Below are 23,215 nucleotides of genomic sequence, written 5' to 3'. Positions count from 1 at the left end.
CAGACAAAGAAAAGCCCGGCCGTATCAGTGATGCGGCCGGGCTTTTTCGTTTGATCTGGTCTTTACTCCGCAGCCAGTGCTGCCGGATGACTGATGACGTTGCCGGTGCGCTTGGGGCCTTCCAGCCTGTCCAGACGCTCCTGAAGCTCGGTGATGGTCTTCGCCTGATCGGTGACGATGCCGGTGAGGGCTTCGTTTTCCAACACTTCCGGTTCGTCGTCCTTCTTGCCGACGAGACGGCCGAAGAGCCAGCCGAGCAGTCGCGACAGGTCATCCATGATCAGGAAGAACGAGGGCACGACAAGCAGCGAAAGCACGGTCGAGACGATGATGCCGCCGATCACGGCGATTGCCATCGGCGCGCGGAACGAGCCGCCTTCACCGACGCCGAGCGCGGATGGGATCATGCCGGCCGACATGGCGATCGAGGTCATGATGATCGGCTGGGCGCGCTTGCGGCCTGCCTCGATCATGGCCTGAACGCGGCCCATGCCATGGCGCTTCATCTCGACGGCGAAATCGACCAGCAGGATCGCGTTCTTGGTGACGATGCCCATGAGCATCAGCACCCCGATCATGACCGGCATCGAAAACGCATTGCGCGTCAGGATCAGCGCAACGGCAACACCACCGATGGCAAGCGGCAGCGACAGCAGGATGGTGAACGGCTGGATCACATCCTTGAAGAGAAGGATGAGAACGACCAGAACCATCAGCAGGCCGAGCAGCATGGCATTGCCGAAGCTCTGCATCATTTCGCTCTGGATCTTGGCGTCACCACTTTCGGCGAGCCTTACCGTCGGCGGCAGCTTCGTCTCCTTGACGATCCGCTTGAACTCGGCGGTCGAGGTATCGAGTGCAGTGCCCTGCGGCACGTCGGAACCGATCGATGCAACGCGGTTTCTCGCATTACGCAGGATCGAACTCGGGCCTTCGGCGTAGTTGAGATCCACCACGCTATCGATAGGCACCGTGGTACCGGATGCCGTCTTCACCTTCAGCGCGCCGAGCGCCTGCAGATCGCGCCGGACATCGAGCGAGGTCTGCACGCGGATCGGAATCTGCCGGTCATCAAGCGAGATCTTGGTGAGTGCGGCATCGACATCGCCGGTGGTCGCCACGCGGATCGTCTGCGAAATCTGCTGCGGCGTGATGCCGAGGCGGGCGATCTCATCCTTGCGCGGGAAGATCTGCAGCTCGGGACGCGGCAGGGCGCCTTCCGAGCTGACATTCGAGAGAATCGGCGAGGCGCGTAGCTTTGCTTCAAGCACGCCGATCGCATCGTTCAGGTCCTGTTCGTTAGAAGACAGGAAGTTGAACGTCAGTTCTCGCTCGCCCCGGTCGTTAAGCTTGGTGATGCGAACGTCAGGAATGTCCTTGAGCTTGGCGAAGATATCCTTTTCGACATCCCACTGCGGACGGGTGCGACCCTCCAATTCCATCTTCGGCATATATTGGCCGATGATGGGAAGGCCACCGAGGCCCTTGTTCACGAGGGTCTTGACCAGCGAGTGATCGATCTTGCCAAGGATGACGCGAACGGTCGCACGGCGCAGTTCAAGATCGCCCTTCGGCGAAGCGCCGCCCAGGATGAAGACACTATCGACGCCATCGATATCGCGGATCGCATCATAGATACGGGTGGTCGTGGTGTCGGTTTCGGCGAGTGTCGCGTTTGGTGGCAGTTCGACGGAGAGAACGACGCGCGAGGAATCGTCTGGCGGCATGAAGCTGCCTGGAACCTGCGCCATCAGGTAGAGTGAGCCGACGAGGAAACCGAAGGCGGCCAGCATCGTCGCATAACGCATGTACCAGCGCGAGGTGGTGAAGCTGACCAGCCTTGTATAGGCCTTCATCAGGCGGCCGTCATTGTCATGATGGTCATCCACGCCATCTTCCGGCCGCATCAGATAGGCGGCCATCAGCGGGGTGATGAGACGCGCCACCATGAGCGAGAAGAACACGGAGAAGGCGACCGTCAGGCCGAACTGGATGAAGTATTGGCCGGCAATGCCCGGCATGAACGACACCGGCACGAAGACGGCGATGATCGTGAAGCTCGTGGCGATAACCGCAAGACCGATTTCATCGGCGGCATCGAGCGAGGCAAGGTAGGGCGTCTTGCCCATCTTGATATGCCGCGCGATGTTCTCGATCTCGACGATCGCATCGTCGACAAGAATACCTGTCGCGAGCGTCAAAGCGAGGAAGCTGACGAGGTTCAGCGAGAAGCCCATCAGGTCCATGATCCAGAAGGTCGGGATAGCAGACAGTGGAAGGGCGACGGCGGCAATGAGGGTTGCCCGCCAGTTGCGCAGGAACAGCAGCACCACGAGGACGGCGAGGATCGAGCCTTCCGTCAGCGTGTGCAACGCGGATTCATAGTTGCCGTAGGTGAAGTAGACGGCGTCGTCCACCATCGCGATGTTCACCTCGGGATGCGCGGCACGCACCGCATCGAGGCTCTTGGCGACGGTTTCGGCGACGGACACTTCGCTGGCGCCCTTCGATCGGAATACCGCGAAGGTAACCGACGCGTCGCCATTGAAGCGCGAGAAGGACTTCGGCTCCTCATAGGTATCGGTCACGGTGCCGAGATCGGACAACTTCACGAACCGGCCGTTCGGCAGGGCAATGGTGGTGCTCGCAAGTTGCGCGACGTTGCGGGCATCACCGAGCGTGCGGATCGTCTGCTCGTTGCCGCCGATCTGGCCGCGGCCGGAGCCGAGGTCGACGTTGGTGCTGCGCAGCTGGTTGTTCACGTCCGGCGCAGTGATGCCGAAGGAATCGAGCTTGTTGGGGTCGAGTTCGACGCGAATCTCGCGATCGGAGCCGCCGTAACGGTCGATGCGACCGACACCGATCTGGCCCTGAAGGGCGCGCTTGATCGTGTCATCGACGAACCATGACAGCTCTTCCAGCGTCATGTCCGGCGATGTCACGGAGAAGGTCTGGATCGCCTGTCCCTCGACATCGATCTTGGTGACCACGGGTTCTTCAACATCGGCTGGCAGGTCGCTGCGGATGCGATCGATCGCGTCCTTGGTGTCCTGCACGGCCTCCTCGGTCGGCTTTTCGATGCGGAAGACGACCGATGTCACCGACTTTCCATCGGTTACTGTCGATTGGATTTCATCGACACCTGCGATCGAGGCAACCGCGTCTTCGACCTGCTTTGTCACCTGCATTTCCAGTTCAGACGGTGAGGCACCGTTCTGGGTAACAGTGATCGCAACGACGGGAACATCGATGTTCGGGAACTTCGTGATCGGCAACGCGAAAAACGATTGAATTCCAAGGAACAAGAGAAGCGCGAAACCGAGGATCGGTGCGATCGGATTTCGGATTGCCCAGGCGGAGAAGTTCATCGCTTAGACCTCGTCAGTTCGATACGGTTTCGGCGCCGGACAGCACCGGTTTAATGCGATCACCGTCGCGCACAAAGGCGCCTGCCTTGGTGATCACCTTGTCTCCCTGGCTAAGGCCGCTGCGGATCTCGATATATCCGTCGTCCTCAATGCCGGTTTCGATCTTCGCGACATGGGCGACGTCGCCGTCAACCTTGCGGGTAACCATGCCGTCTTTGGTCTTCGTCACCGCTGAGAGCGGAAGGACAAGCGCTTCCTTCTCGGTCACGATGATCTGGGCTCTCGCATACATGCCGACCCGCGCCTTATCAGCATCTAGCAGCGTGATGTAGACGCTGCCGAGGCGGGTCTGGGTATCGACTACCGGTGAAATCAGGCGAATTTTACCGTCGATCTGCGTTTTGCCGTCCGCCAGCGTAATTTTTGCCTTCTGACCGATTTCAAGCTTCGGCAGGTCCGTCTCGATGATATCGGCCTTCATCTCGATTGCGCCGTCGCGAATGATCGTGAACAGGGGCTCGCCGCTACCATTGGCGATGGCGCCGACTTTTGCAGTCCTCGCCGAAATGACGCCGGTAACGGGCGTTTTCACATCCGTTCGGGCCAGCCGCAGGTCGATATCCGAAATCTGTGCCTCGACGACCTTGATATCGGCCTTGGCCACGGAGACGAGTTGCTCGGCGGAGTTGACCCGGGCGAGCGCTGCCGTTGCCGCAGCCTTTTCCTTATCCCGCTGGGCGGTCGACATCGAGCCGGCCTCGGAAAGCTTTTGCGATCGTTCGCTGACGCGAACGGCTTCGTCGGCATTGGCCTGCGCTTCGACAAGCTGCGCCTGATATTGGGCAAGGCCGGCATTCGCCTTGGCAAGATTTGCGGCATACTGGCTCTTCTGCAGCTCCAGCATGTCCGGGTTCAGTGTCGCAAGCGTGCTTTCGGCCTCGACGCGATCGCCGACATCGGCGTTCAGCGTGCGGATGGAGAGCCCATCGACGAGCGGCGACACATAGGTTTCCTCGACCGCCTTGACGGCGCCGGTCGCAACAACCCGATCGACGATCGGCTTGGTCTTGACTTCCGAGACAATAATGGAGGGCAGGGCCTGTTCGGTTTTTGCAGGAGCTGGTTCCTGCGCCAGTGCGGTGCTCGCGTGGAGCGCCAGAAGCAGCGTGGTAAGGACACCAAACATCGTGTTGCGGGCCATCGGCTAACTTTCCTCGAATTCCGGATAAATCGGTTGCCAGAACGCTCCTTCATCCGGGAAGGATACATCGCTGTCAGCCGCTGGAAGGGGAAGAAATATCGCCTCGATCCAACTCGAGAAAATTTCCCCCGCGCTCTCCTCAAAATGCCTCAGGGTTCTATTTAGTAAGGCCCTTTTGGCGATGCAAGATCACAATAAAAAAAGAATGGTGCCTCATTATTCTATCTGTAGGACTTCTTCGAGGCAATTTTTGTCTTGAACCACATCGATCTGAAAAAAGTGTTTTTATATGTTGCAAATGAGAAACGCGCGGGACGTTCCCGCGCGTTTCCTGCATGAAATTCCGTCAGATGCCTATTTCAGGGCAGCGTCAGTGATCTCGTGGGTGAAGGCGCCTTCCGGCTCCTTGGTGATGACCGGATCGGAGCCGCCCTTCAGCAGTGAATCGACCGTGCGCTTGTAGTCGGCCTCATCCAACGCGCCGTTCGAGCCGGCCGTCAGCTTGGCGACTTCGCTCATCATGAACTTCTGATGTTCTTCCGTCTGGGCGCCGGTGGAGTCGTTTTCGAGAACGATGCCTGCGGCTTCGTCCGGGTTGGCTTCGGCGTATTTCCAGCCCTTCATCGACGCGCGCACGAACTTGACCATCTTTTCCTTGAAGGCAGGCTCCTTGAGCTTGTCTTCGAGAACGTAGAGGCCGTCTTCCAGCGTTGCGACACCCTGATCCTGATACTTGAAGACGACAAGGTCTTCCGGCTTGATGCCAGCATCGAGCACCTGACCATATTCGTTGTAGGTCATGGTCGAGATGCAGGCCGCCTGCTTCTGGATCAGCGGGTCGACGTTGAAGCCTTGCTTCAGGACAGTCACGCCATCCGGGCCGCCATCGGTCTTCAGGCCAAGCTGGCTCATCCACGACAGGAACGGATACTCGTTGCCGAAGAACCAGACGCCCAGCGTCTTGCCCTTGAAGTCAGCCGGCGAGGCGACGCCGGATTCCTTCAGGCAGGTCAGCATCATGCCGGAGGACTTGAAGGGCTGGGCAATGTTGACGAGGGGAACGCCCTTTTCGCGGGTCGCGAGCGCTGACGGCATCCAGTCGACGACGACGTCGGCACCACCGCCGGCGATGACCTGCGGCGGGGCGATATCCGGGCCGCCCGGCTTGATTTCGACGTCAAGGCCTTCTGCTTCATAGAAGCCCTTGTCCTTGGCGACGTAATAGCCGGCGAACTGGGCCTGGGTCACCCACTTCAGCTGAAGCGTGACCTTGTCTGCCGCCATGGCCTGGAAGGCAGAAAGCGAAAATGCACCTGCGAGCAGCAGGGATGCCAGTTTTGTCTTCATTTTCAGTTCCCTCTTATGATGCCCGCCCTTGTGGGCAGGCCCTTTTATGACGTCTGCCCACCACGGACAGACGGATGCCAGAACGTGACGGCGCGTTCGACGAGCGCGACGATCCCGTAAAAGGCCGAGCCAGCCACCGCGGCAACCGCGATTTCGGCCCAAACCATGTCGACATTCATGCGGCCCACTTCGGTGGAAATCCGGAAGCCCATGCCGACGATGGGTGTCCCGAAGAATTCCGCCACGATGGCGCCGATGAGGGCGAGCGTGGAATTGATTTTCAGTGCATTGAATATGAATGGCCAAGCCGCGGGAAGACGCAATTTAACGAGCGTCTGGAACCAGCTTGCGGCATAGGTGTGCATCAGGTCCTTTTCCATCTGGCTTGCGGCGGCAAGGCCGGAGATGGTGTTCACCAGCATCGGGAAGAACGTCATCATCACGACGACGGCGACCTTCGACTGCCAGTCGAAACCGAACCACATGACCATGATGGGGGCGACACCAACCACCGGCAGCGCCGAGACGAAATTGCCGAGCGGCAGCAGCCCCTTCTGCAGGAAGGGCGAACGATCGATGGCGATGGCGACGAGGAAGCCCAGACCGCAGCCCATCACATAGCCGGTGATGACGGATTTGAGGAACGTCTGACGGAAATCGGCCCAGAGCGTCGGCAGCGAATTGATCAGCCGCGTCCAGATCATCGAGGGCGGGGGCAGGAGGACCGAGGGGACATTGAAGCCGCGCACAATGCCTTCCCAGAGCACGAGGATGCTGATCCCGAACAGCAACGGCACGGCGATGCGGATGGCTTGCTGGGCCGTGCGATCCTTGGTCTTGACGCGCACCAGCCATTCGTTGATGGCCCAGGCGGTGAGCCAGAAGGCGATGGCGCCGTAGAGGAAACCGGAGGTCATGGTTTCACTCCCATGCGCTTGAGGACGGCGGTGTGGGCGATGCCGACGATGATGACCAGCACAGCGGCCAATGCCGCCGCCATGAACAGCGCCGACCAGATCTGCACGGTCTGGCCATAATAGGAGCCCGCAAGCAGACGGGCGCCGAGACCGGCGACCGCGCCCGTCGGCAGTTCTCCGACGATGGCGCCGACCAGCGAGATAGCGATCGCCACCTTCAGCGAAGTGAAGAGATAGGGCATAGAAGCCGGCCAGCGCAGCTTCCAGAAAGTCTGGGCGGAGGAGGCGTAATAGGTGTGCATCAGGTCGAGCTGGATCTGTTCGGGGCTGCGCAGGCCCTTCACCACGCCGACGACGATCGGGAAGAAGCTCAGATAGGTCGAGATCAGCGCCTTCGGTAGCAGGCCGGCAATGCCGATGGCATTGAGGACGACAATGATCATCGGCGCGATGGCAAGGATCGGGATCGTCTGGCTGGCGATGACCCATGGCATCAGCGAGCGATCCATGGCGCGGTTGTGGACGATGCCGATGGCAAGCAGGATGCCGAGGACGGTGCCGATGCCGAAGCCGACGAGGGTCGCCGAAAGCGTGATCCAGGCGTGATAGACGAGGCTGCGTTTCGAGGTGATCGGCTTGTTGAAGGTCGTATCCCAGATTTCCGCTATGACCTGATGCGGTGCCGGCAGCACTGGTCGTGCCTGGAACATGGTTTTCGGCACGATTTCCGAGAAGGTGATCGTTGTTCCAGCGCGTGCGACCGTGTCGCGCTCGAAGGGCGCGTTGAGATAGACGGCGGCGACGTACCAGATGGCGATCAGGATCAGGACGATGGTAAGAACGGGAAAGAATTTTTCGCGCAGGGTCATGACGCGGAACCGCCCGTTGGAAACAGCATTAGCCCCATGGCGACGAAGCCGAGGGCGACGCCGGCCATCTGCGTTGTCGTCAACCGCTCGCCGAAGATAGCGAAGGCGATGATATTGATCAGCAGCAACTGGGCGATGGCCGAAGCAGAGATTGCCATCCCCAGTCCGCCCTCGCGCATCAGCTTCACCATCATCAGATTGCCGACGCAGTAGAGGCCGAGGGAAAAGACAAGGACCAGGATGTTGTTGTTGGCCACGTAGTATCGCGATGCGGTGGCGGCGCTCAGGAAAACGGCCATGGCCGCGGCAAGCCAGAGAAGGAAGGCGGGGTTCATGGGCGGGCCTGCGGGGGATTGTTGATTTCTGGATGTGCGGCTCGCTCCCTCTTCTCCCCAACGGGGAGAAGGTGGCACGAAGGGCCGGATGAGGGGGCGGGCTGGCTCCGAACTCGCCGCCAAGTCCCCCTCATCGCCTCGCTTACGCTCGGCACTTCTCCCCGCGGGGGAGAAGAGGGAGACCGCGGCAATATTCCCCTGCTCCTACTCATCATAGCTATGCCCCGCTCTCAGGCCATCGCGCACGCGGCTGGCGATTTCCAGGAACTCGGGTGTCTCGCGGATATCCAGCGGACGCTCCCGGGGCAGGGTGGATTCGATGATGTCGGTGACGCGGCCGGGACGCGGACTCATGACGACGATCTTGGTGGAGAGATAGACCGCCTCGGGGATTGAATGGGTGACGAAGCAGATCGTTTTGTTGGTTCGGTCCCAGAGCTCCAGCAGCTGTTCGTTCAGATGGTCGCGGACGATCTCGTCCAGCGCGCCGAAGGGCTCATCCATCAAGAGAAGATCGGCATCGAAGGCAAGGGCGCGGGCGATCGAGGCGCGCTGCTGCATGCCGCCGGAAAGTTGCCAGGAGAATTTCTTGCCGAAGCCGGCGAGGTTCACAAGCTCGAGCGTGCGGGCAATGCGCTGTTGCTGCTCGGCCTTGGAATAGCCCATGATCTCCAGCGGCAACGCAATGTTCTTCTCGATCGTGCGCCAGGGATAAAGCGCGGCCGCCTGGAAGACATAACCGTAGGAGCGGTTCTTGCGGGCGTCTTCCGGCGTCGTGCCGTTGACGGTGATAGAGCCGGAGGTCGGCTTTTCAAGGTCTGCGATCACGCGCAGGAAGGTCGTCTTGCCGCAGCCGGAGGGACCGATGAAAGAGACGAAATCACCCTTCTTCACATCGAGATTGACGCCGGTCAGCGCGTTGACGGGGCCGTCGCCGGTCTCGAACGTCAGGCCGAGATCGCGCGCCGACACCACGGATGCAAGATTGGGGGTCATGATCTGCTGGTTGCTCCGCCCTGAACCTGTATGGAACCCTTGGGCTTCCTGTTTCGAAATATCGTACGTCATATTGTCCATTTACGGTATGCTGGCGCAGAGGGCCTGGAGGATGATCGATGTCGCAATCTGAGAGTGTTTTGGCTGAACGTATTCTCGATGAAAAGCCGACGTGCCATCTGGTTCGTCCAGGGAGTATCTATGACGGCAAGCAGGGGTTCAGTTATTTCGAGGGCATTTCGGCGGAAGCCGTCGGGGCCAAGGGCATCTGCATGCATCTCCTGACGATCCCGCCGGGCGGTCGCGCCAAGGCCCATATGCACGAAAGTCATGAAACGGCGATCTACATGCTCTCGGGCGAGGCGCACACCTGGTATGGCGACCGGCTGGAGCATCACGTCATCGTCAAGGCCGGTGAGATGTTCTACATTCCGGCCGGCGTGCCGCATCTGCCGGCAAACCTGTCGGATGCGCCCTGCAGCGCGGTGATCGCCCGGACAGACCCGAACGAGCAGGAAAGCGTTGTGCTGCTGCCGGAGTTGGAGTCGCTGATCAAATTCTGACCGCTGGCATTCAAGCGTGGGGCCGCACCCCACTCTGTCACTGCTCCCCATCTCCCCCTCAAGGGGGGAGATGGGGAGCACATCGAACCCTCTCGCTGCATACGCAAATTGGGAAAAGAACGATCTCCCCCCTTGAGGGGGAGATGTCCCGAAGGGACAGAGGGGGGTAAGGCGCGGCATATTGGGCATCCGCGATTTTTAAACCCCGCTCGCCGGGATGCCGGTGCGCTCAACCTTGCGCGGCGCGGTCAGTTCCTTCCAGGTGGAAAGCGCCTTGTTGACGGCAGTGAAGGGTTCGCGGGACACGAACTTGCCGTGGCCTTCCTGCGTCTTGACCGTGCCTTCCTCGATCGCGACCACGCCGCGCGTCAACGTGTAGCGCGGCAAGCCAGTCACTTCCTTGCCTTCAAAGACATTGTAGTCGATCGCCGATTGCTGGTTCTTGGCGGTAATGGTCTTCGAGCGTTTCGGGTCCCAGACGACGATATCTGCATCGGCCCCGACGAGGATCGCGCCCTTCCGCGGATAGACGTTGAGGATCTTGGCGATGTTGGTGGAGGTGACGGCCACGAACTCGTTCATGGTTATGCGGCCCGTTGCGACGCCATAGGTCCAGAGCATCGGCATGCGGTCTTCGAGCCCGCCGGTGCCGTTGGGGATCTTGCGGAAATCGCCGGCGCCTGTGCGTTTCTGGTCGGTGGTAAAGGCGCAGTGGTCGGTCGCGACCACCTGCAGCGAGCCGGAAGAGAGCCCGGCCCAGAGGCTGTCCTGATGCTGCTTGTTGCGGAAGGGTGGCGACATCACGCGGCGGGCGGAGTGATCCCAGTCCTTGTTGAAATATTCGCTCTCATCCAGCGTCAGGTGCTGGATCAGCGGCTCGCCATAGACGCGCATGCCGTTCTGGCGGGCGCGGCGGATGGCTTCGTGGGCCTGTTCGCATGAGGTGTGGACCACGTAGAGCGGCACGCGGGCCATATCGGCGATGATGATGGCGCGGTTGGTTGCCTCGCCCTCGACGGAGGCGGGCCGCGAATAGGCATGGCCTTCCGGGCCATTATTGCCTTCATCCATCAGCTTCTGCTGCATGGCGGCGACGACATCGCCGTTTTCGGCATGGACGAGGGGGAGCGCGCCAAGCTCGGCGCAGCGCGAGAACGAGGCGAACATCTCGTCGTCGTTCACCATCAGCGCGCCCTTATAGGCCATGAAGTGCTTGAAGGTGTTGATGCCCTTTTCCTGCACGATGGTCTTCATGTCGTTGAAGACCTGCTCGCCCCACCACGTCACCGACATATGGAAAGAATAGTCGCAATTGGCGCGGGTCGATTTGTTGTCCCAGCGCTTCAGCGCATCGAGCAGGGACTGGCCGGGATCGGGCAGACAGAAATCGACCACCATGGTCGTACCACCGGCGAGGGCGGCGCGGGTACCGCTTTCGAAATCATCGGAGGAATAGGTGCCCATGAACGGCATTTCGAGATGCACATGCGGATCGATGCCGCCGGGCATGACATAACAGCCGCTCGCATCCAGCGTCTCGTCGCCGGAAAGGTTCGGCCCGATCTCGATGATCCGGCCAGCCTCGATCTTGACGTCCGCCTTATAGGTCAGGTCGGCGGTGACGATGGTGCCGTTCTTGATGACTGTAGTCATTGTCTGCTCCCTTGTAGTTCTTGAATAGCGTCCGCCGGCCAGAAGCGGATGGTCTCGCAACGCTCGGAGATGTCGCCGGACAGGACGGCTAGTATGGTTTCGAGAACGGGGCGGCGTTCACGCAGCGCTTCCTCGTTCCAGAAGCGGAGAACGGCATAGCCGTTCGCGTTTAACCATTGGGTTCGAATGACGTCGGAGACGGAATCGGCATGTTGCGATCCGTCGATCTCGACAACAAGCCGCTGCTCACGGCAAAGGAAATCCGCAACGTAAGGGCCAAGCGGAACCTGTCGAGAAAATTTGTAGCCGTTCAGCAGTCGATTTCTGAGATCGCCCCAAAGACGGTATTCCGCTTCTGTCTCGTTTCTTCGGAGCGTACGGGCTTTGAGAGTGGCGCCAGGGCGCCGCTTGGTCAGATCGTTATCTCTGGCAGCATTCATGGGTGGAAGACCCCCTCATCCGGCCCGTTGGGCCACCTTCTCCCCGCTGGGGAGAAGAGGGAGATCGCGGCACCTTCAGAAGCTCCAACTGCTTCCGCAGGTGTAGAGATGGTTTTTTCGTACGCCCGCACGGCAAACTCCCTCTTCTCCCCAGCGGGGAGAAGGTGGCCCAACGGGCCGGATGAGGGGGATCTGCGTGCGCGAAACGTCATTATTCGACAATCCCCGCCGTCTCCACCACCGCATGGAACAGCACGTCACATCCAGCCGCCGCCCATTCCTTGGAGATGTCCTCTGCCTCGTTGTGGCTCAAGCCGCCGACGCAGGGGCACATGACCATGGTAGCAGGCGCGACCTTGGCGGCCCAGCAGGCGTCGTGGCCGGCGCCGGAGATGAGGTTCATATGGCTGTAGCCGAGCTTTTCGGCGGCGGTGCGCACCGCGGTCACCAGTGTCGGATCGAAGGTCACGGGCGCGAAATGGCCGATCGCCTCGATCGAACAGCCGACACCCAAAGCATCCGTTATCTTCGGCGCCTCGGCCTCGATCTTTGCCCGCATGCGGTCGAGCTTGGCCTTGTCCGGCGAGCGGATATCGACTGTGAAGACCACCTTGCCCGGCAGCACGTTGCGGGAGTTGGGCGAAAAGAACACCTGGCCGACGCCGCCAACGGCGCCCGGCTGCTCGCCCATGGCGACATCCTGCACCATCTCGATAATCCGCGACATGGCAAGGCCGGCATTGACGCGCAGGTTCATCGGCGTCGAGCCCGTGTGGGCTTCGCGGCCAGTCAGCGTGAATTCCAGCCACCACAGGCCCTGACAGTGGGTGACCACACCGATCTGCTTGTCCTCTGCTTCGAGGATCGGGCCTTGTTCGATGTGGTATTCGAAATAGGCATGCATCTTGCGGGCGCCGACTTCTTCGTCACCCATCCAGCCGATGCGCTTCAGTTCGTCGCCATAGGTCTTGCCCTCGGGATCCTTGCGGCCATAGGCGTAATCGAGTGCATGAATACCGGCAAAGACGCCGGAGGCGAGCATGGCAGGGGCGAAGCGCGCGCCCTCTTCATTCGCCCAGTTGGTGACGACGATCGGATGTTTGGTCTTGATGCCGAGGTCATTCATGGTGCGCACGACTTCCAGCGCGCCGAGCACACCGAGAACGCCGTCATATTTGCCGCCGGTCGGTTGGGTGTCGAGATGGCTGCCGACATAGACGGGCAGGGCATCGGGATCGGTGCCGGGGCGGGTGGCAAACATCGTGCCCATCCTGTCGACGCCCATGGTCATGCCGGCGTCTTCGCACCATCTCTGGAACAGGTGGCGGCCTTCGCCGTCTTCGTCCGTCAGGGTCTGGCGATTGTTGCCGCCGGCGATGCCGGGGCCGATCTTCGCCATGTCCATAAGGCTATCCCACAGGCGGTCGGCATTGACGCGCATGTTCTCGCCCGGTGCAGCTACCATGGCTCAACTCCTCATCAGTTTTCACGGTGGCGCGTTGCGCTCCCGGCAGTTCCCGTCGGGGTCAAATCGGGGCTGTTTTTATCGTTGCCCTTCGATCAGTCGTTGCGTTTATGTTTGAACTGGCTGATAATTTGACCGGTTGGTAAACATTACAACTTCCGTTGCCGCACTCAAGACGGAAAATATAAAATCGGCATTGTTGCCCAAAAAATTAGCGGGCATAATTTCAGGCAATCGACCATCCCCGTAGGTCTCGGATTGCGGCGAAGCAGGAGACAAAATGGTACTTCCGAGGGCTGCCAGGACACAAAGGCGAACCCGCATCCAGGAGGAGAAGGAAGAGCTCATTCTCGAGGCGGCACTCGAGGTTTTTGCTACCCATGGCTTTCGCGGCAGCACCATCGACCAGATCGCCGATGTGGCGGGCATGTCGAAACCGAACCTGCTCTATTATTTCCGTACCAAGGAGGCGATGCACCGGGCGCTGATAGACCGGGTGCTCGACAGCTGGCTCGATCCGCTTCGGGAATTCGATGCCGAGGGCAATCCTGTCTCAGAAATCCGCAGCTATATCCGCCGCAAGCTGGAAATGGCGCGCGACTTTCCACGCGAAAGCCGGCTGTTTGCCAATGAAGTGCTGCAGGGCGCGCCGCACATCCTTGATGAGCTGAAAGGTCCCCTGAAGGAGCTGGTGGACGAGAAGGTTGAGGTCATCCGCTCCTGGACGCGGGCGGGCAAGATCGCCAAATGCGATCCCTATCACCTGATCTTCGCAATCTGGTCGACAACCCAGCATTATGCGGATTTCGATGTGCAGGTTCGTTCCGTGCTGGGGCAGGAGCGCTCGGGTGAAGGTCGATTCGAGGATGCGGCCCGCTTTCTGGAGCGGCTGTTCATCGATGGTCTGGCTGTAAAAGGAGAGCCTCCGTCTGCCTGAAAGGCAGGCCTATTGGCGGCCGGGCAGAGGCACCGCCGGGCCTGCAGCTTTCTCCGCAAGCAGCGGCTCAAACTCTTCGGCCTTGTAGATGATCAGTGTTTCCAGCGTTCCGGCGCGGCCGCGAATGGCAATGTTGTAACTCTCGTGTCCTGCGAGAGGCAATCCGGCGTAACGGATCAGATCGGCGGAAACGGCAAGCTGGGCATCATATTCCTTGGCGAAACCTTCCAGTCGGCTTGCGGCATTGATCGTGTCGCCCACGGCGGTCAGCGACGAGGCGCGGCCATAGCCGATGTGGCCAATAATTGCAGGCCCGGCATGCATGCCCATGGCGACGCGCAAGGGTTGGTCCAGCTCGCTCATGAAGTTGCGATTGAGAATTTCAACACTTCGGGCAATGCGGGTGGTGGCGTTCAAGGCCTGCTGGCAGGCTGTTTCGATGCCGGTGCTGAGGCCGAAAATCGCCAGCGCGCCATCGCCGATGAATTTGTCCACGACGCCACCGGCGCCCTCCACAGCTTCCCCGATCATTTCGAAATAGCGGTTGAGCAGGAAGACCGTATCGAAGGGAAGCTGCTGCTGCGACAATCGGGTGAAGTCGCGCAGGTCGCAGAAGAGAACGGCGATGCGGCGCTCGCGTCCAGCCGATTCTTCGGGGTTCGGGGCCGTCGAAACGCCGACATTTTCCGCGCCGAGAACGGGGGCGATGGAAACATTGTGGTTCGGGCGCAGCTGGCAGGCAAGGCGCACATTGTCCGGTGCCTTGATGCGGCTCAGCGTGTTGCGCTCGGCGTCGCCCGGTGCAGGCAACCCCTCCATGCCCTCGATGATGCGGACACGACAGGTTGAGCAACGTCCGCGTCCGCCGCAGATCGAGATGTGTGGAATCCCGGCGGCGCGGCTTGCCTCAAGCAGCGTGAAACCACGAGCAACCGAGATGCTGCGGCCGTCCGGATAGGCGACGCGGATTTTGCCGTTCACGGGTAGCGCTCGCAGGAGCAGCGTGCCGGCAACAGAGCCGAGGAGCGCCATATAGATCCAGAAGCGGATATCGCTGAGAAGGGCGAAATCCGTACGTTCGGGCTTGAACCAGGTATTGGAAGCGGTCACGCCTTCGAGCGACCGGGCGCCGACCCAGAAGCCCAACAACGCCAGCACCGGGACGAGAAGCGCTGCCGTATAGAGAAGCAGCTGATAGCGGGGATACCAGGCTCGTCCGCGCATCCAGAACCAGAAGCCGAGGCAGCCATGCGACCAGGCAAAGACAAGCGCGACGGATTGGCGAACGGCATCCGAAGGGCGTGACCAGAGATTAGGCAGCACCTCGTAGTAGCTGGCGGCGTAGCCGGAGAGCATCCATTCGACGCGGGTTCCTACCACGTGGGGCACGAGCATGAACGGTAGCGCGAGACCGAAGATGATCTTCAATGCCTCACGCGGTGGCATGCGCAGAGTCTGGCGGCGATAAATACTATCGAGTGCCAGAACGAAATGCGTGAAAAGCGATCCGTAGAGGAGCGTGGTGCCGATCCAGTTGCGCCAGAGCAGATTGAAGATCTCGCGACCCTTTTCCATGGCGTCTACGGAGATCAATCCGAGCGCATGGTTGAGGAAATGGGTGAGAAGAAACAGCCCGAGGCCAAGACCGGTAATCAGGTGCAGCCTTTTGCGGGAAATGTCCAGTTTCAATCTCAAGAGAGTTTCCGTAGCCGCCGCGTTGTGTGCGTTTCTGCTTAATCCCCTTATTGACGAGTTCGTTGTCAGCGACAATGCCTGTTTTATGGACGGATTGTCTCGTTTTCGTGATGATTGCGTGTGGAGCGAGGTGGATTTCGGTGCTGGCTCCCTCTTCTCCCCGGCCGAGAAGAGGGAAACGCGCTATTCCGCAGCCTGCCGGGCCATCGGGTTGTTCGGATGCGTCGTCCAGTTGGCGTAGTTCGGATCGACAACTTTGCCGGTGCGCTCATCGAGCGTTCCCGGTTCAAGCCCGACCATGGTGATGCAGTCCTGAACGGGACAGACGTTGACGCAGAGATTGCAGCCGACGCATTCGTCTTCCATCACCTCGAAATGCCTGACGCCATCGACGTACTGGGTGATCGCCTGATGCGAGGTGTCCTCGCAAGCGATGTGACAGCGGCCGCATTTGATGCAGGCATCCTGGTCGATATGGGCCTTGGCGATATAGTTGAGGTTGAGATACTGCCAGTCGGAGACATTGGGGACTGCGCGGCCGCAGATGTCGTCGAGAGTGCGATGGCCCTTGGCATCCATCCAGCTGGACAAGCCCGTGATCATTTCCTGAACGATCTTGAAGCCGTAGGTCATCGCAGCCGTGCAGACCTGGACGTTGCCGGCCCCCAGAACGAGGAATTCGGCAGCATCGCGCCATGTGGTGATGCCGCCGATGCCGGAGATCGGCAGGCCGTAGGTTTCGGGATCGCGGGCGATCTCGGCCACCATGTTGAGCGCGATCGGTTTTACCGCCGGGCCACAATAGCCGCCATGGCTGCCCTTGCCGTCGATCGACGGCTCCGGCGAAAACGTGTCGAGATTGACCGAGGTGATCGAATTGATCGTGTTGATCAGCGACACGGCATCGGTGCCGCCGGATTTTGCCGCGCGCGCGGGCTTGCGAATGTCGGTGATGTTCGGCGTCAGCTTGGTGATGACCGGCATGCGGGTGTATTGCTTGCACCAGCGCACCACCATCTCGATATACTCAGGCACCTGTCCGACCGCAGCACCCATGCCACGTTCCGACATGCCGTGCGGACAGCCGAAATTGAGCTCGATGCCATCGGCGCCGGTCTCCTCGACCAACGGCAGGATCGATTTCCAGGCATTTTCCTCGCAGGGCACCATGATCGAGGCGATAAGCGCGCGATCCGGCCAGTTCATCTTCACCTGCTTCATTTCGCGCAGGTTGGTGTAGAGGTCGCGGTCGGTGATGAGCTCGATATTGTTCAGGCCAAGCAGCCGGCGGTCGGCGCCCCAGATCGCGCCGTAGCGCGGGCCGTTGACGTTGACGACAGGCGGGCCTTCCTCGCCCAGCGTCTTCCAGACCACGCCGCCCCAGCCTGCCTTGAAGGCGCGCTCGACATTATAGGCCTTGTCGGTCGGAGGCGCGGAGGCCAGCCAGAAGGGGTTGGGCGATTTGATGCCGACGAAGTTGTTGCGCAGATCAGCCATAACTCATTCCTCCCTTCAGGCAACGGCAGTGACGGGCTGCGTTGCAGCCATCAATGCTCTGTTGATCGATTCGGCGGCATCGCGGCCGTTGGCGACGGCCGAGACGGTCAGGTCCTCGCCACCGACAACGCAGTCGCCGCCGGCCCAGACGCCGTTCATCGATGTGCGGCCTTCCTCATCGACAATGATCCGGCCGGATTGCAGGGCGACTGTACCAAATCCATCAGCTTCGAAGGTCTGGCCAATCGCCTTCAGGATCTGGTCGGCGATAACGGCGCCGGTTTCGCCTGTCGTGGTGAGCCGACCATCGGCGACGGTCGTGTAGTCGAGCTCGATGCCTGCGACCTTGCCGTCACGGGCGAGGATGCGCTTCGGCTGCAGCCAGTGGCGGATCGAGACGCCCTTGGATGCGGCAAGATCCTGCTCGAACTCGGAAGCGTTCATCTGCTCCTTGCCGCGACGATAACAGATCGTCACCTCCTCGGCGCCGAGCAGCTTTGCCTGTACGGCCGCATCAATCGCGGTCATGCCGCCGCCGATGACGACGACGCGGCGGCCGACGGGAATATCGGCCTTGGTTTCCGACTGGCGCAGACCGGCGATGAAATCCACGGCGTCATCGACACCTGCAAGGTTTTCGCCTTCGGTGCGTAACGCATTGACGCCGGAGAGGCCGAGACCAAGGAACACGGCGTCGTGTCTCTCGAGCAGGTCGGAGATGTTGAAGTCGCGGCCCAGCATCTGGCCGTTTCGACAGTCGATGCCGCCGATCGACAGCACGTAATCGACTTCCTTCTGGGCGAAGTCATCGGTCGATTTGTAGGTGGCGATGCCATACTCGTTGAGGCCGCCAGCCTTTTCACGGGCGTCGTAGAGCACGACATCGTGGCCCTTCACGGCGAGGCGGTGAGCGCAGGCGAGGCCGGCCGGGCCGGCGCCGACGACGGCGACCGATTTTCCGCTTGGTTCCGCGCGCTGATAGAATTGACGATTCTCGCGCATGGCGATGTCGGTGGCGTAGCGCTGCAGCCGGCCGATCTCGACCGGGCGGTGTTCTGCGGTGTTGCGCACGCAGGCCTGTTCGCAGAGCGTTTCGGTGGGACAGACGCGAGCGCACATGCCGCCCATGATATTCTGGTCGAAGATGGTGTTGGCTGAGCCGATCGGATTGCCTGTCGATATCTGCCGTATGAACAGCGGGATATCGATGGAGGTGGGACAGGCCGTCATGCAGGGCGCGTCGTAGCAGAAGTAGCAGCGGTCGGAGGCGACCAGCGCTTCATGATCGTCGAGTGGCGGATGCAGATCCGCGAAATTACTGGAGTATTCGGCAGGGCTGAGACGCCCGCTGACAATGCCGTTTTCAGTCGTTCCCATTTTATTGCTCCCAAATGTCAATGCCTCAGGATGATGAAACGGTAACACGGAATTTTTTTTTATCAAACGGTAAAAATTTTGAACAGGAAGTGCTTGAAAATGCTGCACTGCAAGGGTTTGCGGCGGGCGCGAAGGCATCTGTTTATATCGTTCGTTTGACAGGTCGACCTAAAAAATGGCAGCACCTGAGGGAGGAGATAAACATGGCGCGCAGAGCGGAAGCAAACAGCAAGCTGGACGACGCCGCGCGGGCAGGCTGGCTCTACTATGTGGCCGGCCGGACGCAGGACGAGATTGCCGCAACGATGGGTATTTCGCGCCAGTCCGCGCAGCGGCTGGTGTCGCTCGCCATGGCGGAACGTCTGATCAAGGTGCGGCTCGATCATCCGATCGCCGCCTGTCTTGAGCTTGGCCAGAGGCTGCGTGAGAAATATGATCTGCGCCATGTGGATGTCGTGCCGAGTGATCCAGGTTCGTCGTCTACGACGGTCGGGATTGCGGAAGCCGGCGCCGCCGAGATCGAGCGCTGGCTGAAATCGACGGAACCGCTGATCGTCGCCATCGGAACGGGCCGTACGCTGAAGGCGGCGATCGACCAGCTGCCGGCAATGGATTGCCCCCAGCATCGTATCGTATCGTTGACGGGCAATATCGGGCTCGACGGTTCTGCCGCCTATTACAACGTCATTTTCTCGATGGCCGATGCCGTGAAGGCGCGGCATTTTCCAATGCCGCTGCCGGTTCTCGTGTCGTCGCCCGAAGAACGCGAGTTGCTGCACAATCAGATCCTCGTGAAATCCGCGTTGCAACTCGGTGCGGAAGCTAATGTCGCCTTCGTCGGCGTCGGTGAACTCGGCGAGAATGCACCACTCTGCGAAGACGGGTTCCTGGCGCGCGACGAGATGCTGAAGCTGATGGCTGAAGGGGCCGCGGGCGAGATCTGCGGCTGGATGTTCGATCATGACGGTAACCTGCTGAAGGGGAGCATCAACGAGCGGGTCGCCAGCGTGCCCTTGCCGTCGCGTGAAACCGCTGCCGTAATCGGCATGGCCAAAGGCAAGCGCAAGCAGGCCGCCCTTGCCGCGGCGCTAAAGGGTCGGATTATCAACGGCCTGATCACTGACGAATCGACTGCATCGTTTTTGCTCAAGCAATGAGCTTTTGCTCAAAATAATATTTTCATTTTAAATCATATGCTTATCCGCAGCCTTCGGCATTGCAGCAACGAAAGGTGATTGACAAGCTTTGTCTGTTTGTGAGTAATTGCCCGTGAGCGAGGCAAATGCTCATAACTCTTCTGGGAGGAAGAATATGAAATTGAAAACTTTGTTGCTGAGCGCCTGCTCGGCAGTCGTCTTTGCAGGTCTGGCCCAGGCTGAGACCCTCACCATTGCGACGGTGAACAACGGCGACATGGTCCGCATGCAGGGCCTGACGGAAGACTTTACCAAGGCGAACCCGGATATTAAGCTCGAGTGGGTGACGCTTGAGGAAAACGTTCTTCGTGAACGCGTCACCACCGACATCGCCACCAAGGGCGGCCAGTACGACGTCCTGACGATCGGTACCTATGAAGTTCCGATCTGGGCCAAGCAGGGCTGGCTCCTGCCGCTCGACAATCTCGGCGCTGATTATGACGTCGACGATTTGCTTCCCGCTATCCGTTCGGGCCTTACCGCAGACGGCAAGCTGTACGCAGCTCCGTTCTACGGCGAAAGCTCGATGGTCATGTACCGCAAGGACTTGATGGAAAAGGCAGGGCTCAAGATGCCCGACGCCCCGACCTGGGAGTTCATCAACGAAGCAGCCCGCAAGATGACGGACCGTAGTGCCGACATCAACGGCATCTGCCTTCGCGGCAAGGCCGGCTGGGGCGAGAACATGGCGTTCCTGACCGCCACGTCCAACGCTTTCGGCGCACGCTGGTTCGACGAAAACTGGAAACCCCAGTTCGATCAGCCGGAGTGGAAGGCGACGCTCGACATGTATGTGAAGCTCATGAACGATGCCGGCCCGCAGGGCGCTTCGTCCAACGGCTTCAACGAAAACCTGGCGCTCTTCCAGCAGGGCAAGTGCGGCATGTGGATCGATGCCACCGTTGCGGCATCCTTCGTGACCAACCCGAAAGACTCGACCGTTGCCGACAAGGTCGGCTTCGCACTGGCGCCTGACACGGGCCTCGGCAAGCGCGGCAACTGGCTGTGGGCATGGAACCTTGCCATCCCGGCAGGCACCCAGAAGGCAGAAGCGGCAGAGAAGTTCGTTTCCTGGGCAACGTCGAAGCACTATCTCGACTTGGTCGCTGAAAAGGAAGGCTGGGCCAACGTGCCTCCGGGCACGCGCACCTCGCTCTACAACAACCCGGAGTATCAGAAGGCGGCTCCGTTCGCCAAGATGACGCTCGATAGCATCAATGCAGCCGACCCGAAGAACCCATCCGTAAAGCCGGTGCCTTACGTTGGTGTTCAGTTCGTTGCCATCCCGGAATTCCAGGGTCTCGGCACGACTGTCGGTCAGCTCTTCTCGGCGGCTCTTGCCGGTCAAATGAGTGTTGACGATGCGCTTGCACAGGCACAGACGGCCGCTACCCGCGAAATGACGCGCGGCGGTTACATCAAGTAGGTTCCTTCCCAAGGACGGGCGGCCCGGACTACCATTCGGGTCGTCAACTGAACCTGGCGTCAATCGTTGATGAGGTTTCATCATGAGAAGCGGCTGACGCCAGGGTTTTTTCTAACCAGAACAAGAAATCCGGCGACTGTCTTCCCGTCGGGGCGGGCATCTTGGACCGGGATCAGTGGGAGGGTTGTTTCAATGGCTACGCAGAATACGCGTGCGCTGGCACGCTGGATGATGGCCCCGTCGGTCGGGCTTCTCCTGATCTGGATGATCGTGCCGCTGGCGATGACGCTGTGGTTTTCATTCCAGAACTACAATCTGCTCAATCCCGGCAATGTCAGCTTCGCCGGCCTGTTCAATTACCAGTTCTTCTACTCGGATCCGGCCTTTTTCCAGTCCATCTGGAACACGTTGGTTATCGTTGTCGGCGTGCTCTTCATCACGGTGATCGGCGGCGTCGCCATTGCGCTGCTGCTCGATCAGCCAATGTGGGGGCAGGGGCTTGTCCGCATCCTCGTGATCTCGCCGTTCTTCGTCATGCCGCCGGTCGCGGCGCTGGTCTGGAAGAACATGATCATGCACCCGCAATACGGCGTGTTTGCCGATATCGCCCGTTTCTTCGGGCTGCAGCCGGTCGACTGGTTCGGGCAGTATCCGCTGTTTTCGATCATCATCATCGTCGCCTGGCAGTGGCTGCCCTTTGCGACACTCATTCTGCTGACTGCGCTGCAATCGCTTGATGGCGAGCAGAAGGAAGCGGCCGAAATGGATGGGGCCGGTTTCGTCAATCGCTTCATCTACCTGACGGTGCCGCATCTCGCCCGTTCGATCACGGTCGTTATTCTCATCCAGACGATCTTCCTTCTCGGCGTTTATGCCGAAATCCTCGTCACCACCAATGGCGGTCCGGGATACGCATCGACGAACCTGCCGTTCCTGATCTACCGCACCGCTCTTCTCGGTTACGACGTCGGCGGCGCTTCGGCCGGCGGCATCATCGCAGTCATCCTCGCCAACATCGTCGCCTTCTTCCTGATGCGCGCCGTTGGCAAGAACCTCGACAAGTAAGGGAGGCAGACCATGGCCCGTGCAGTTTCGACCAGAAGAACCGTTTTCTTCACGATCGTCGCCTGGATCATCGCGCTCGTGATCTTCTTCCCGATCCTTTATACGATCATCACGTCATTCAAATCCGAAACCGAGGCAATTCAAGGCTTCAACCTCGTTCCCTCCGGCACGATCGAAAGCTATGCGGCCGTGCAGGCACAGAGCAACTACTTCAAGTTCTTCCTGAACTCGGTGGTGTTGTCGCTTGGCTCGACGCTGATCGCGCTGTTGATCGCCGTCCCTGCCGCGTGGTCGATGGCGTTTTCGCCGACCAACAAGACCAAGGACATCCTGATGTGGATGCTCTCCACCAAGATGATGCCGGCGGTTGCCGTTCTCGTGCCGATCTATCTGCTGTTCCGCGACTTTGGCCTGCTCGACAGCCGGATCGGCCTGACGGCGATGCTGACCATGATCAACCTGCCGATCGTCGTGTGGATGCTCTACACCTACTTCCGCGAAATTCCGGGCGAGATCCTGGAAGCTGCGCGCATGGACGGTGCCTCGCTCTGGAACGAGATCGTCTACGTGCTGACGCCGATGGCAGTGCCGGGCATCGCATCCACCATGCTGCTCAACATCATCCTGGCATGGAACGAAGCGTTCTGGACCATCCGCCTGACCACGACCAACGCGGCGCCGCTCACGGCCTTCATCGCGTCCTTCTCAAGTCCGCAAGGCCTGTTCTGGGCCAAGCTCTCGGCGGCGTCCACGCTCGCCATCGCACCCATCCTGATCATGGGATGGTTTTCACAAAAACAGCTCGTGCGCGGCCTGACCTTCGGCGCCGTGAAGTGAGCAACAAACAGAACAAGACGAGCGGGAGCGA

18 protein-coding genes and 1 pseudogene are annotated in these 23,215 nt (G+C 60.1%); 6 read left to right on the top strand and 13 right to left on the bottom strand.

The annotated features are described in order from the left end of the window. Positions 1-62 precede the first annotated feature (62 nt). The 7 genes from QO002_RS17535 to QO002_RS17505 all read right to left on the bottom strand — a co-directional run bounded on the left by QO002_RS17535 (position 63) and on the right by QO002_RS17505 (position 9,033). Entirely contained in the window at positions 63-3,368 is a 3,306-nt protein-coding gene (locus QO002_RS17535) for an efflux RND transporter permease subunit (RefSeq protein ID WP_307231970.1), read from the bottom strand. A gap of 13 nt (positions 3,369-3,381) precedes the next feature. After that, positions 3,382-4,569 (bottom strand): efflux RND transporter periplasmic adaptor subunit, encoded by a 1,188-nt coding sequence (locus QO002_RS17530; protein WP_307231968.1) that lies wholly within the window; start codon positions 4,567-4,569, stop codon positions 3,382-3,384. Positions 4,570-4,923: 354 nt separating this feature from the next. Continuing rightward, positions 4,924-5,916: an ABC transporter substrate-binding protein gene (locus QO002_RS17525; RefSeq protein ID WP_307231966.1), complete on the bottom strand. Its 993-nt coding sequence runs from the start codon at positions 5,914-5,916 to the stop codon at positions 4,924-4,926. 44 nt (positions 5,917-5,960) lie between these two features. Continuing rightward, complete coding sequence (locus QO002_RS17520; RefSeq protein WP_307231964.1) at positions 5,961-6,833, bottom strand: ABC transporter permease; 873 nt, start codon at positions 6,831-6,833, stop codon at positions 5,961-5,963. Further along, positions 6,830-7,702 (bottom strand): ABC transporter permease, encoded by an 873-nt coding sequence (locus tag QO002_RS17515; protein ID WP_307231962.1) that lies wholly within the window; start codon positions 7,700-7,702, stop codon positions 6,830-6,832. The genes QO002_RS17520 and QO002_RS17515 overlap by 4 nt, the downstream gene beginning before the upstream one ends. Next, positions 7,699-8,037, bottom strand: a complete 339-nt coding sequence (locus QO002_RS17510) for a hypothetical protein (RefSeq protein WP_307231960.1) — start codon at positions 8,035-8,037, stop codon at positions 7,699-7,701. The genes QO002_RS17515 and QO002_RS17510 overlap by 4 nt, the downstream gene beginning before the upstream one ends. 204 nt (positions 8,038-8,241) lie before the next feature. Then, complete coding sequence (locus QO002_RS17505) at positions 8,242-9,033, bottom strand: ABC transporter ATP-binding protein (protein ID WP_307233485.1); 792 nt, start codon at positions 9,031-9,033, stop codon at positions 8,242-8,244. A gap of 119 nt (positions 9,034-9,152) precedes the next feature. Here QO002_RS17505 and QO002_RS17500 point away from each other — a divergent pair, with 119 nt between their 5' ends. After that, on the top strand, positions 9,153-9,596 hold the full coding sequence (locus tag QO002_RS17500; RefSeq protein WP_307231958.1) for a cupin domain-containing protein: 444 nt from the start codon (positions 9,153-9,155) through the stop codon (positions 9,594-9,596). 198 nt (positions 9,597-9,794) lie between these two features. On the opposite strand, the gene hydA is transcribed toward QO002_RS17500, so the two are convergent. From hydA to QO002_RS17485, 3 genes and pseudogenes are all read right to left on the bottom strand, one after another. After that, complete coding sequence (gene hydA / locus QO002_RS17495; RefSeq protein WP_307231956.1) at positions 9,795-11,249, bottom strand: dihydropyrimidinase; 1,455 nt, start codon at positions 11,247-11,249, stop codon at positions 9,795-9,797. After that, a pseudogene (locus QO002_RS30910) lies at positions 11,246-11,901 on the bottom strand (endonuclease domain-containing protein). Before QO002_RS30910 ends, hydA begins: the two are co-directional and overlap by 4 nt. Continuing rightward, on the bottom strand, positions 11,901-13,154 hold the full coding sequence (locus QO002_RS17485) for a Zn-dependent hydrolase (protein ID WP_307231954.1): 1,254 nt from the start codon (positions 13,152-13,154) through the stop codon (positions 11,901-11,903). Before QO002_RS17485 ends, QO002_RS30910 begins: the two are co-directional and overlap by 1 nt. Before the next feature lie 280 nt (positions 13,155-13,434). Here QO002_RS17485 and QO002_RS17480 point away from each other — a divergent pair, with 280 nt between their 5' ends. Then, on the top strand, positions 13,435-14,091 hold the full coding sequence (locus tag QO002_RS17480; protein WP_307231953.1) for a TetR family transcriptional regulator C-terminal domain-containing protein: 657 nt from the start codon (positions 13,435-13,437) through the stop codon (positions 14,089-14,091). Between the two features lie 9 nt (positions 14,092-14,100). On the opposite strand, the gene QO002_RS17475 is transcribed toward QO002_RS17480, so the two are convergent. The 3 genes from QO002_RS17475 to QO002_RS17465 all read right to left on the bottom strand — a co-directional run bounded on the left by QO002_RS17475 (position 14,101) and on the right by QO002_RS17465 (position 18,660). Further along, positions 14,101-15,786: an adenylate/guanylate cyclase domain-containing protein gene (locus QO002_RS17475; protein ID WP_307231951.1), complete on the bottom strand. Its 1,686-nt coding sequence runs from the start codon at positions 15,784-15,786 to the stop codon at positions 14,101-14,103. 183 nt (positions 15,787-15,969) lie between these two features. After that, complete coding sequence (preA, locus tag QO002_RS17470; RefSeq protein ID WP_307231949.1) at positions 15,970-17,283, bottom strand: NAD-dependent dihydropyrimidine dehydrogenase subunit PreA; 1,314 nt, start codon at positions 17,281-17,283, stop codon at positions 15,970-15,972. 15 nt (positions 17,284-17,298) lie between these two features. Then, on the bottom strand, positions 17,299-18,660 hold the full coding sequence (locus tag QO002_RS17465) for an NAD(P)-dependent oxidoreductase (RefSeq protein ID WP_307231947.1): 1,362 nt from the start codon (positions 18,658-18,660) through the stop codon (positions 17,299-17,301). A 203-nt stretch (positions 18,661-18,863) separates the two neighbouring features. On the opposite strand from QO002_RS17465, the gene QO002_RS17460 reads away from it, so the two are divergent. The 4 genes from QO002_RS17460 (at position 18,864) to QO002_RS17445 (ending at position 23,184) form a co-directional block, all read left to right on the top strand. Next, positions 18,864-19,817 (top strand): sugar-binding transcriptional regulator, encoded by a 954-nt coding sequence (locus tag QO002_RS17460; protein ID WP_307231945.1) that lies wholly within the window; start codon positions 18,864-18,866, stop codon positions 19,815-19,817. A 154-nt stretch (positions 19,818-19,971) separates the two neighbouring features. Further along, the gene (locus QO002_RS17455; protein WP_307231943.1) at positions 19,972-21,282 is read left to right on the top strand and encodes an ABC transporter substrate-binding protein; all 1,311 of its coding nucleotides are present in this window, start codon (positions 19,972-19,974) and stop codon (positions 21,280-21,282) included. 192 nt (positions 21,283-21,474) lie between these two features. Further along, positions 21,475-22,347, top strand: a complete 873-nt coding sequence (locus QO002_RS17450) for a carbohydrate ABC transporter permease (protein WP_307231941.1) — start codon at positions 21,475-21,477, stop codon at positions 22,345-22,347. A gap of 12 nt (positions 22,348-22,359) precedes the next feature. Then, positions 22,360-23,184, top strand: coding sequence for a carbohydrate ABC transporter permease (locus QO002_RS17445; RefSeq protein WP_307231939.1), 825 nt, complete (start codon positions 22,360-22,362; stop codon positions 23,182-23,184). The last annotated feature ends 31 nt before the right edge of the window (positions 23,185-23,215 follow it).

Source organism: Pararhizobium capsulatum DSM 1112 (assembly GCF_030814475.1).
GTDB classification, from domain to species: Bacteria; Pseudomonadota; Alphaproteobacteria; order Rhizobiales; family Rhizobiaceae; genus Pararhizobium; species Pararhizobium capsulatum.
This window is presented reverse-complemented; position numbering and strand designations above follow the sequence as displayed.

Coding starts and splice junctions, on each gene's coding strand:
- QO002_RS17535 (WP_307231970.1), bottom strand. CDS start 3,368: ATGAACTTCTCCGCCTGGGCAATCCGAAATCCGATCGCACCGATCCTC.
- QO002_RS17530 (WP_307231968.1), bottom strand. CDS start 4,569: ATGGCCCGCAACACGATGTTTGGTGTCCTTACCACGCTGCTTCTGGCG.
- QO002_RS17525 (WP_307231966.1), bottom strand. CDS start 5,916: ATGAAGACAAAACTGGCATCCCTGCTGCTCGCAGGTGCATTTTCGCTT.
- QO002_RS17520 (WP_307231964.1), bottom strand. CDS start 6,833: ATGACCTCCGGTTTCCTCTACGGCGCCATCGCCTTCTGGCTCACCGCC.
- QO002_RS17515 (WP_307231962.1), bottom strand. CDS start 7,702: ATGACCCTGCGCGAAAAATTCTTTCCCGTTCTTACCATCGTCCTGATC.
- QO002_RS17510 (WP_307231960.1), bottom strand. CDS start 8,037: ATGAACCCCGCCTTCCTTCTCTGGCTTGCCGCGGCCATGGCCGTTTTC.
- QO002_RS17505 (WP_307233485.1), bottom strand. CDS start 9,033: ATGACCCCCAATCTTGCATCCGTGGTGTCGGCGCGCGATCTCGGCCTG.
- QO002_RS17500 (WP_307231958.1), top strand. CDS start 9,153: ATGTCGCAATCTGAGAGTGTTTTGGCTGAACGTATTCTCGATGAAAAG.
- hydA (WP_307231956.1), bottom strand. CDS start 11,249: ATGACTACAGTCATCAAGAACGGCACCATCGTCACCGCCGACCTGACC.
- QO002_RS17485 (WP_307231954.1), bottom strand. CDS start 13,154: ATGGTAGCTGCACCGGGCGAGAACATGCGCGTCAATGCCGACCGCCTG.
- QO002_RS17480 (WP_307231953.1), top strand. CDS start 13,435: ATGGTACTTCCGAGGGCTGCCAGGACACAAAGGCGAACCCGCATCCAG.
- preA (WP_307231949.1), bottom strand. CDS start 17,283: ATGGCTGATCTGCGCAACAACTTCGTCGGCATCAAATCGCCCAACCCC.
- QO002_RS17465 (WP_307231947.1), bottom strand. CDS start 18,660: ATGGGAACGACTGAAAACGGCATTGTCAGCGGGCGTCTCAGCCCTGCC.
- QO002_RS17460 (WP_307231945.1), top strand. CDS start 18,864: ATGGCGCGCAGAGCGGAAGCAAACAGCAAGCTGGACGACGCCGCGCGG.
- QO002_RS17455 (WP_307231943.1), top strand. CDS start 19,972: ATGAAATTGAAAACTTTGTTGCTGAGCGCCTGCTCGGCAGTCGTCTTT.
- QO002_RS17450 (WP_307231941.1), top strand. CDS start 21,475: ATGGCTACGCAGAATACGCGTGCGCTGGCACGCTGGATGATGGCCCCG.
- QO002_RS17445 (WP_307231939.1), top strand. CDS start 22,360: ATGGCCCGTGCAGTTTCGACCAGAAGAACCGTTTTCTTCACGATCGTC.